The sequence below is a fragment of the Marinilabilia rubra genome (genome assembly GCF_003121985.1).
Taxonomy (GTDB): domain Bacteria; phylum Bacteroidota; class Bacteroidia; order Bacteroidales; family Marinilabiliaceae; genus Marinilabilia; species Marinilabilia rubra.
The window spans coordinates 273,936-284,319 of the sequence record NZ_QEWP01000006.1 but is presented as its reverse complement, the minus strand read 5'-3'; the positions used below and the strand labels follow the sequence as shown (position 1 = coordinate 284,319).

The following is a 10,384-nucleotide window of genomic DNA, read 5'->3' as shown; positions in this document are numbered from 1 at the left end:
ATTCATTTCCAGCCTTGTTCATACCGCCACACGGAAGGAACAGAATGTAGAACCAAAAAATAAAACATTTTCGAGTATCCACATATTAGAAATGATAAACCAAACCTTTGATTTTGTGAATATTCCATTGCATCAATCTGCTTAGCCTGACGGCTATGCTCATGAGAGGAGAAGAAGGAGAACGTCCGCAAGTGGATAAAAACCTAGCAAAAGTACCGGTACCCGATACAGATCCTTGGCTGGGTAAGGAAGGGGGGTTAGTCGATATCTGGAATAAGTAATCAAGTTTTTTAGGTTACATAAAAGGATACTTTCATTATTGTATGATATGGAAACATCCATTGTTGATTTCCATTGAACACTATTATTAAAAACAAAATTGCCGGGAGGGATAATTATATTCTGTTCTTACAGTGCTTACCGCAAGATTGAATAAATACTCCTCCCGACAATTTCCAGGTTCTCCCGGATAAATTATTCTCTAAAGAAACATCCAGGATCTTTGGTACTATATCTTATTGATCTCGTCAATAAGCTGTTCTTTAGTTTTTCCGGTTTTTTTCTGAAGTTTTCCCAATAATTCCTCCTCCTTACCTTCAGCAAAGGTCAGATCGTCATCGGTTAATTCAGAATACTTTTGTTTCAGGTTTCCTTTAATAATTTCCCAGTTTCCTTTGATTTCAAGTTTATCCATAACATTCAATTTTAATTAGTTAAACTTATTTTACAAACCAGAATAAAAATGAAGTAATGATTAGTAGCAGATATTTATTTCTTTTTTCCGGTAATAGACATTACTACCCCAATAATAAAAACGGCACCACTGGCAATAACAGGGGTCCAGTTGGCTTTACTAACGGCTACTTCTGCCCCAAAAACGGAAAAACTCTCTGAGTTATTCATGGCCTGAATTCCAAATACGATCAATCCTATTATACCCAGGATCAATAAAACTAATCCTACTTTTTTCATAAGTCTTTATTAAATGATAATTGAATCCATATATTTCATTAAAAGGAATGATATGCTTTGATAAGAAACTGTTTAAGTTTTATCCTTAATTTAAAAGAATAGTGATCACTAAATGTAAAAATGAATCCTCCTGCAGATTAAATTAGGGAAAAGACAATTTTTGGCTCTTGTCTTATTTTTATTAGAAACTATTAATTTATCTCTGTTATATACAATAGTCCGCTAAGCTTTTGTAATTGCCTGGTATGCAGGCTCTAAGGAGTCGCATAATGATTGCGTCAATAAACAGATTATCAAGGTTATAGGATTTATCTTAAATCTTATATCTAAAAATCTAACGGTCTATTGATATATATTAAGCCAACAAATTAACAACGAGATGGTTTTCAATTATTGGAAAAAATTGGTTCTGTTTTCAAACCCATAACTCCTTTTAAACCATTTTCGTACAGAATATAATGCCATATTCGTATTTAAATATAAATTTAAACAGCTGAATATTAAAAGTCCAATCTATGAAGGAATTATTTTACCTCTATTTTTTTTATTTCATTATTACCTGAGAAAACAGGGAAGTACATCAATTCTGCTTTTGTCGGATTAAGATGATATTTACCGGTATAACGCGGAATTAATTCAATATTGAAAATATGATTTCCTTCAGACAAATGCTCACAAAAAATAGCAGCTTCATTTTTAAAGTATTCGCGATGCGTTTCATTAAAGAAATGATTAGGCTTGGAAGCATATGAGCACCCTGCGGGAATGGGTACATTGATCATTACATAATCAGCATCTTTTTTTACTTCCAAATTTACCGTTAGAGTGACCTTTTCTCCTGCTTTAAGAACAGATGGCACCTTGCTATCGAAGGAGCTGGTTATTTCAAAATCAGTAGTCTTTTCTTTGGGAGATTCATCCAGATATTTTTGATAATGTGTAAAATATACCGGAAAATCTCCTGTTTTGGATACATCTATCTCTTGTTCCGGGGACAAAGTCATCTCAAAAGGAAACTCAGAAACTTCTTTTTCAACATCACCATGGATAGAAATGACCGGTAATCCTGGTTGAGATTCCTCCTTCATTAAACCCGGTAAAATGGCTTCCACAATCTGAGCAGATTCATAAGTATTTCTCCAATAACCACCAGAGCGTTGTTCCAGGAAATAGTTGCGTATTTTTTTGAGCACATAAGAATGATTTCCTGATGATTTGTCCAAAATGCGGTAAACCATAAGAGTATTCTGCACATCGTTGTCTAAGAGTCCAACAGAACTATCATCAGAGTAATAAACATTTCCAAACATCGTAGTTTTGCGGAAAGAGTTAAGCGTATCCAAATCTATTTTTAATCCGCACTGTTGTTTAAGTTCCATTTTCTGAAGCTGTGCACTCAGATTTCCGGTTTTGTTATATTCAAGATTCTTTATGTAATACTCGAAATCAACCTCGGCTTTCAAGGCAGCGAGAATACGAAGCAAGCGAATTTTCCGGAAGTAATCTGTTGCATTTTCCACATCCCAGATCAGACGTTGTGTGGTCTTTTCTTTATCAAAATTTATCGGAAAGCCGGATTTTTGAGCTTCCAACAACGCTTCCAAAACATGCAAACTAATCCATGGACTGGCTGGAGAATTTTTCCACCATCCCCACAATCCGTTTTCTTTCTGACTGTTTTCCAACTTACTAATCAGCCTCTTGACTTTTCTTTCTTCTTGAAAATCTTCCCCTTTGAAACGGGCTATATTCATCTGAGCAATCAGTACTTTTAATTTTGAAGCCATCTGCTCATTACAGAGGTAACGGTAATTTAGAACATGTTCAATTTCCTCCTCCATAACTTCAAGTAAGTCAGCCCTGGCATAAAGCTTTACCTTTCCATAACCGGGGTTAAAAGACAATTGAAGAGAAGTATCCCCGTCAAGGGAATAAAAACTGCCTTCAGTAGCTTCCAGTCCAAGAGGATAAACGGGAATATCCCGCTGTTCACCATCAAAGTACCCGTCTTTCTTTTCCATCACGTACTTTATCCGAAGAGAATCTCCCTCTCCTATAATAGGTAAAGTATCAACTAAAGCATGGGTTACGTAATTCGTTTCGGAATAAACAGTTTTATCATTCTGCTCAAAACGTGTGGATACTTCTACAGAGTCTTCAAGTGAATAATTGAGGGTTTTTCCAATCACAAAGGCAGTGTCAGAAGTCAGTAAAAAGCGTGGAACAGCGAGTTGGGCCATTATTGGTTTGTATGATTTTATAAGGCTTTCGGTCTGCCCTGTTTGTCGATCCCCATTCATGGCCAAATAAAAAGTTTTCCAACTGGTAACATCATCCGGAAAAGTCACTTCAAAAGATGCTTTTCCATCTTCATCAGTAGAAAGACGTGGTTGCCAAAAGGCATAATCAGAAAAATCACTACGGACAGAGCTGGCCTCTGAGGCAGCTTCCAGAAAAGCTTCATCATAGTCAATCCCTTTCTTGTATTTTCCCGAACGGGTTTCTTTAAAGCCGCCTGGTTTGGTATCGATGATTACTACTCCGTTCGCAGCTCGGGAACCGTACACAGCTGTTGCCTTAGCTCCTTTCAATACCTGCATATTTTGAACAACAGAGGGGTCCAGTTCAGAAATATCTCCTGTGTAAATTTTTCCATTTATAATATACAACGGAGTTTGATCGAATGTGTAAGCAGCTTTTCCCTTGATTATTATTTCCATTCCGCTTCCTGAATTTCCGGTGGCAAATGCCAATCCGTCCATATTTCCTTTTAATGCCTGAACAATATTACCACTCACACCGGGAATTCCGCCATTAAAAGATGAAGTGCTAACGGCACTAACAGAACTGGTTAATGTTTGTTTTTTTGACACTCCGTAACCTACGACTACTACTTCCTCCAACTTAAGCATTTGGGGTTGGAGAGTAACATCTATCCTCCCATTGCTTGTGATAATCTCTTCGTGTTGCTCAAATCCTATGAAGGAAAAAGTTAGGAAATGTCTATTCTCAGGAACACGAATGGTATAATGACCATCCATATCCGTAACAGTACCATAATTGGTGCCTTTAACTACCACTGTTACACCCGGCAAAGGTTGTCCTTCCTCATCATACACATAACCTTCTGACCTATCCCCATGTCCGGTATAAGGGAATTGCTGCTGATAGCTGCTAAAAATTTTTGTTAACTCGGTATTTTCTTCTTCATAATGCGGGACTGGTTTAAATATGGTCTTCTCAAGAATATCACTTACATATACACTAAAGGAGTCCTTCCTCAGCGAATCGGGCTTTAGAATTTTCTGATAATTCAGACCATTTACATCGATGGATATTGAATCTTCAATATAATACCTGGCATCAGGATAAAAGAAAATAAGCTGATGCTGACCCTCATTTAAGCTGTGGATATTTCGGGTATTACCTGGGTATACGCGAATAAATTCAGGATTATCATAACGAAACACCAATATATTTAAAGGTTGTTCTCCAGATTTTTCCTCTTTTCCATTTAAGTTGATTACCAATCTTCCTGTACCTTCCGGAGATGAACGGGGATACCAATACCGGGCATTTATATAACGCTTCCTGTTCAAATGGTTCTGCCAATTTTCTTCAATTAAAGATTTTGTAATAGCTTGATCACCCAGTTTACCAACAGGACTTTCAGAACTCAAATGCTTTGGAAAGCGACTCTTACTGACATTGCGCATTTTTAAAAGTCCGGGATTAAATTCGTATTCAAACCAAGGCTCATGATTAAAGCCGGTGGTAAATCCATCCATTTTTTTGAATTTAACAAATCCGGAAACAGGGCCTGCAAGGTTATATGAAGAATACACTTTTTCAGGACGCAACAATTGTAATCTTCCATCATTTTGAATGTAAGCATACTTATCTCCAAAGTTGTTTCGATAAGGAAAAATGTACTTGTATAAAATCTGTTGTTCAAAATTGCTTAATTCCTTATCGGCTTCAGTAATATTGACCAGTGAATGAGGGTTTTCAACATCAAAACTGACTACCATTTTCGTTCCATGGTTTAAGTAAAGGCTGTCCATGGTGATAACCTCCTCCGCAGTCCTCAATTTAATGTGGTGAGATCCGCTATCCACTCTAAATGAATAAGGTCGCTGATTAGTTGACCAACTGAAATAAACCGGACGATTATCAACATAAACCACATGAACAGGTTTTAATTCCCCGTTTTCAACCACGAAGGGAGAAAATTGGGTGAGATTATCATTTGCAGGATATTCAAATTGGTAAATTCCATCTTCGGGATAAAGAAAACGGTAGTATTCAAGGCTGTCCAATCCGGCAAGTTGATTCCACACCGAATAATTCAATGTTTTCTGAAATCTGTAACCTTCAGGAAAATCTTTTAATTTAAAGCTATTTATAACATTTTTATCTTTCCGCGTTTTCCCCAAATAAGGAAGAGAAGGTGCTGAATAATTAAACTTATTGGTAAGGCCGTAGGCAGTGATATCAACATTTTCAACAGGTTTTCCGTCGGTATCGCTCACCATTACCTCAACATTGGTCCTTTGCCCGGGATAAACCAAACGGGGTTGGGAAACCGAAATATTCAATTCCTTTTCTTTTAGAGGAATACTATAGTTTTCTTCCTTTACTTCTCCACCCCACAGATATCGTAATGAAACAAGATAATTTTGATTGGAAGAGGTGCTTTTTTCAAAATTCAATGAATCTGTCCGACCGTCACTCACAGCCCTGTTGCGCCTGTAAATATTGTAGTTAAAGGGAATCCCTCGAGGATTATCTACCATGATAAATACCGAATCGTTTGTTCTCTCTGAATAACAACTGATCAAAGAGGGCCGGGATGATATATCTACAGAACGCTTAAGGGAATCTCCTACAACGGTATATGAAGCATAATAAGGGTTAACAATTACTTTACATGGTGTAATACCAGAATAAACAGAGGTTATATTCCCAAAATTATCACTGGCATTTATCTCTACTTCTATTGGAAGAGATTTTCCGTTTTCCATATAGTCAAAACCCAGTGAATCATTATCCATTGTAGCTTTAAACTTCTTACTCCGGAACCAATAAGATGCTTTACGGCTTTCATTAACCACCTCATTATCAGAAGTCAGCATTTTTACATCTACGATGTAATCAAAATCTATCGCTGGAAATAGTGAATCGGCAATCAATATCTCAGTTTCTCCTTCGGGCAAAAGGTTCTTTTTAAAACTGATTAAGGTATCAGGAATAAAGACAGAAGAGTTATAAAATTTCCTTACTTCCTTCGGTCTGACAGCAACTTCAATACGGGCATCCTGTAAATTCAAATTGTTTTCATCAGTACCCTTCGCGAATAAGGTAATATGCCCATTTCGGTAATGGTTATTCTCATCCAAACGAATGGATAATTTGGTTTTTCCCAACTCGTAATCTTCATATCTAAACCAGGACCTCATATATGTTTGATCATTTCTCTTGCGTAATGCAACAGGATATCGACGATCCAAACGCAGTTGCAGGCTATCATGAAGAAAAAAAGTATACTCATACCCCCCACGTCGGTACGGTGAAAGTTCGCCCAATTTGATGTCTTTATCAGGTCCACGTAAAACAACATCAACAGCTTCATTAATTGGCTTTCCCTTTTTGCTAACAATAAAAGCCTTAAATCGAACCGTATCTCCCGGTTGATATTGGGGCTTATTGAAAACCATGTAACCAGTATATTTATCCTCAAAATAATTCTGTCCGAAATAGTTACAATGATAATCGTCGAAAATACATGCCACCCGGTGATAAATCTTCACAAAAAAATCTTTGATTTGATATATGGTACCTCTTGGCCATCCATCTATTGCTGATTTGACGCCATCTACCGGTACATGAAAAGCAAAATTAACAGGGATCCAAACGTATTTTACAGGAGTACCATAGACCAACTTTCTACTGGCGCGCCGGATGAAGGAATTGTTATACTGCCGATTTAAATTATAGTAGGCCGTAAAACCTTTATAAGTCACCTCCAGCAAACCTTTTTGGTTAGAACCTTTATCCAGATAACACTTTGTATTCTCATCAAATAGCAGTTTTTTCCATCTAACCTTAACTTCGGCATCATTAATAATTCTTCCGTCCAAATCGTATAATTGAATGCATAAATCTGAACTGTTATTCAATATAAAAACCTCAAAATTCTGAATAGTTGTAATGGCTACCTTCTGTTGATTGCCTTCTGCATAAGTTTTTAAATAATGACCAACCTGTAGATTATCTGACAAACTGCTATCCTTGGGAAAGGAATCAACGAGGTTGTAGAAAAAAGAAGAATCAACTTCTCAGGATTCATTCTTATAAACTTCCCGGGCCTGGGCATCAGAAATCCGATAAATATATGTTTGATAGCTACCTTTTCTGCCAGAGAGTAATTTTTGACTTTTTACAAAACCGGAACAAAACATTAGGAGAGTTAATAATAAAAGGTTAAGGTGTCTGTTTAAGGAAATCATAATCTAAAATTTAGGGTGTTGTGAAGGGAATTAGAATCTAAATATGATTGAGTTAAATTTTATATGAAATTAACAACATGCTTTCGATTTAATAACTTATAAATCACTTAAAAAGAACAAATAATAAAGCTAGTAATAAAAATGAAAATCAAATAATACTGAACTATAATATTTTTTCTTCAACAAAAATAAGATTAAATCACTCCTAAATGATCTCTTTTAAGCCAAATACAAAAATGGTGTTATCTCCTTATTTTCTTTTAAATTGCTTTTAGCCATCTATAATATAAAGTCATATTAAACTCTTACTAAATTCCATTATAATTGACTTTAGGATAAATTTAATCCGTCTTTAGTATGCCTTACTTAAAGATTTATTACCTTTTTAATTTTTAGAAGCCTCGGATGTGGTAGTAAACTGGTTCATAAATATTTCCCGAAAGAATCATTCAATCAAATTCTTAAATATTCCCCTTATATTGTTGTCCAATAAATAAAGCAACTCATCATGAAATCTACCCTCTTATTCGGAATAACACTTCTGGTTATAAACATTTTCACAAATTGCAGCAATCTCAAAAATCATGAATTAATAATAGATCCATTGCCTTTAGATGCACAGGTAAACAATGAAATATTAACCGGAAAAAGCGTGCTCAATGACTCCTCACGCTTCGTTTGGGGTGGTTCTGTGTTAAAAGGAAAAGATGGAAAATACCACATGCTCTACAGCACCTGGGAATGCGGAGATTCTATTCCTCCATTTACAAATTCATGGTTATTGCACTCAAAAATAGCTTACGCCATATCCGATTATCCGGACCATGGTTTTAAGTTTCAAAAAATTGTGCTGAAAGGAAAAGCTCTTGAAGGCGATTCATTAGCATGGGATGCACAAACTGTCCACAATCCCCATTTGAAAAAATTTAACGGAAAATATTATCTCTATTATGTAGGTTCTGCCGATCCTGGACCACAACCTAAAGGATCTAAGGGGGAAAAGGTCAGTAAACGAAACAGGGTGCAGCAATCCCAAAAAATAGGGGTCATTGAGTTTGAAAGTTTTGAAGATTTACTTTCCGGAAATTTTAAAAGGCCTGATCAACCATTGCTTTCACCCAGAACCAGGGTTAAACCAGACAATGTGGTCAATCCTTCGCGTGAAGGTACACAGCCCAAACCAGATAATCCCATTGTGGTAAATCCATCTGTAGTTCAACGACCATCGGATGGGAAATACCTGTTGTATTTTAAAGGAAACATTTATGACCCCCACTGGAAAGGTGTACATGGAGTGGCCATATCAAACTCACCAACAGGTCCTTTTGAACCATTGGATAAAATAATATTTGACATTAAACTTGAAAATGGAAAAATAGCTTCAGCGGAGGATCCCTTTGTTTGGTATCATAAGGAGAACAGTAAATTCTATGCTGTCTTTAAAGATTTTTCGGGTAAAATAACGGGTAAAGAACCGGGATTAGCCATATTAGAATCATTGGATGGTATGCGTTGGACAACGCCACCAAATCCTTTTTTCATGAAAAAGGAGGTATTATTAAAAAATGGGGATACAATAAAAGTTAACCGGTTGGAAAGACCTCAGTTTCTTTTGAAAAAAAATGGAAATCCCCTTGTTTTATATTGCGCCTGCTCCCTGGTGAATATTAATAACAGGCAGGACGGAAAATCTTTTAATATTCAAATACGATTAAACTCCAAAGTTAAATAGGGAGCGCTAAAAAAGCTTATATTTTTAGCTATTAAAACCTTAATACACATTAATAAACACTTAAGCGCAAGGTTATTTCACAATAAACTCGAATTTCATTGCACTTGATTATATGAAATTAGCTAATCAAAAAAACAAACATTGTCTTAAATAACTGGAGCAGACATTTACAAGAAGGCCTATTTTGATGAATCCTCAGTGTTAAGTGTCTTTACCCCATCAATGGCATCTACATGGATGGTGACCTCAAAGGAGTATCTTTCCTCCACTCTTCTTTCATATTCACTGGCTATCTCATGCGATCGGGTAAGACTATAAGTTCCCGGCAAACTAATATGAAAAACCAACTCGGAATGGTGCCCATAGTGATGTAACTTAAAGCTGTGGGGATCCAGAAACATGTTTCCATTAATTCTATTCCCAAGATCCGCAATTTCCTTTTCCATTTCGGAAGTAATATTTTCACCCAGTAAAATGCTGATGGTATCTTTCATTATACTATAAGTAGTATAAAATATCATGAGGGAAACAAAAATTCCCAATACACTGTCGGCCCACCAAAATCTGCCACCGACAAAAATACCAACCAATATTACAACACTTGAAATAGCATCGGACCTGTGATGCCACCCATCTGCTTTGAGTGAATTGGATTTTATTTTTTTCCCGATTACAATGGAATACCGGGCCATTATTTCTTTCACTACCACAGAAGCCACAGTCACCCAAATAGCAACCGGACCATAATTAAACACTTCTCTTTCCTGGAATTTCAAAATAGATTCTGCCAGAAAATTAAAACCAACAATGGCCAGCAGAATACCAACAATCAAAGAAGCAATAAGCTCAGCCCGACCATGACCGTAAGGATGTTTGCTATCAGCAGGAATATTGGATACTTTTAAACCCAAAAGAACTGCCAGGGAAGAAACAGAATCAGACAAAGTATGCCATGCATCGGCCAGAAGTGCCACTGAATTGGAAACAATTCCTGCCCAGTATTTAATACCGAACAAAGCTATATTTAAAAAAATAGATGCCCAGGTAGCTAAGACGCCTTTTTGTGTATTCATTTATGAGTTCTTTTTTGGAGAAAAATTATGCTATCCTTCATAATGTAAAAATTGAATTTCGACAAAATAATGATTTACCGGCATTTAATTACTTCTCG

At 36.3% G+C, this 10,384-nt stretch carries 5 protein-coding genes; 1 reads left to right on the top strand and 4 read right to left on the bottom strand.

The window, feature by feature from the left end; genetic code table 11:
* Nucleotides 1–508: 508 nt before the first annotated feature.
* The 3 genes from DDZ16_RS09900 to DDZ16_RS09890 all read right to left on the bottom strand — a co-directional run bounded on the left by DDZ16_RS09900 (nucleotide 509) and on the right by DDZ16_RS09890 (nucleotide 7,253).
* A complete protein-coding gene (locus DDZ16_RS09900) occupies nucleotides 509–694 on the bottom strand; it encodes a CsbD family protein (protein WP_109264289.1) in 186 nt (61 codons plus the stop codon).
* Between the two features lie 74 nt (nucleotides 695–768).
* Nucleotides 769–972, bottom strand: coding sequence for a transglycosylase (locus tag DDZ16_RS09895; protein WP_109264288.1), 204 nt, complete (start codon nucleotides 970–972; stop codon nucleotides 769–771).
* Between the two features lie 524 nt (nucleotides 973–1,496).
* Nucleotides 1,497–7,253 (bottom strand): carboxypeptidase-like regulatory domain-containing protein, encoded by a 5,757-nt coding sequence (locus DDZ16_RS09890; RefSeq protein WP_109264287.1) that lies wholly within the window; start codon nucleotides 7,251–7,253, stop codon nucleotides 1,497–1,499.
* Nucleotides 7,254–7,989: 736 nt separating this feature from the next.
* Here DDZ16_RS09890 and DDZ16_RS09885 point away from each other — a divergent pair.
* Nucleotides 7,990–9,213 (top strand): glycoside hydrolase family protein, encoded by a 1,224-nt coding sequence (locus tag DDZ16_RS09885; protein WP_109264286.1) that lies wholly within the window; start codon nucleotides 7,990–7,992, stop codon nucleotides 9,211–9,213.
* A gap of 179 nt (nucleotides 9,214–9,392) precedes the next feature.
* Here DDZ16_RS09885 and DDZ16_RS09880 read toward each other — a convergent pair whose 3' ends face one another.
* On the bottom strand, nucleotides 9,393–10,286 hold the full coding sequence (locus DDZ16_RS09880; RefSeq protein ID WP_109264285.1) for a cation diffusion facilitator family transporter: 894 nt from the start codon (nucleotides 10,284–10,286) through the stop codon (nucleotides 9,393–9,395).
* Nucleotides 10,287–10,384: the final 98 nt, after the last annotated feature.